This is a genomic window from Christiangramia aquimixticola, assembly GCF_048285835.1.
Taxonomy (GTDB): domain Bacteria; phylum Bacteroidota; class Bacteroidia; order Flavobacteriales; family Flavobacteriaceae; genus Christiangramia; species Christiangramia aquimixticola.
In genome coordinates this window covers 1-279 of sequence record NZ_JBLVTL010000336.1, presented here as the reverse complement: position 1 = coordinate 279, position 279 = coordinate 1, and the positions used below count along the sequence as shown (strand labels likewise).

Below are 279 nucleotides of genomic sequence, written 5' to 3'. Positions count from 1 at the left end.
ATGCAAACCATCCACCCACTTAGGGGAATAGTCAAACATCAAAGCATTCAAGTATCTCCAATCGGTAGGAAGGCTCTGGAAATACCGGTTATTCAATTCTTGATTTTGAGCAGCTTCCAAATTGCTGCTGCGGAGCATCCCAAAAATCAGGGCAGTTTCAATATCGCCTAAGAACGTCTTGGCAGGCTTAGTCGTATTGATGGATAACTTTGGGAACCCTTCCGAATTATTGGAAAAAGAAAGGGAATTAAACTGCCCTGGTCCCCACCATACATTGCC

The 279-nt window shown here is 44.1% G+C and carries 1 protein-coding gene; it reads right to left on the bottom strand.

Annotated elements, in window-relative coordinates; translation table 11 throughout:
* Positions 1-279 (bottom strand): capsule assembly Wzi family protein (locus ACNKXV_RS14720; RefSeq protein WP_417908445.1); only part of this gene is annotated, 279 nt, incomplete at both ends.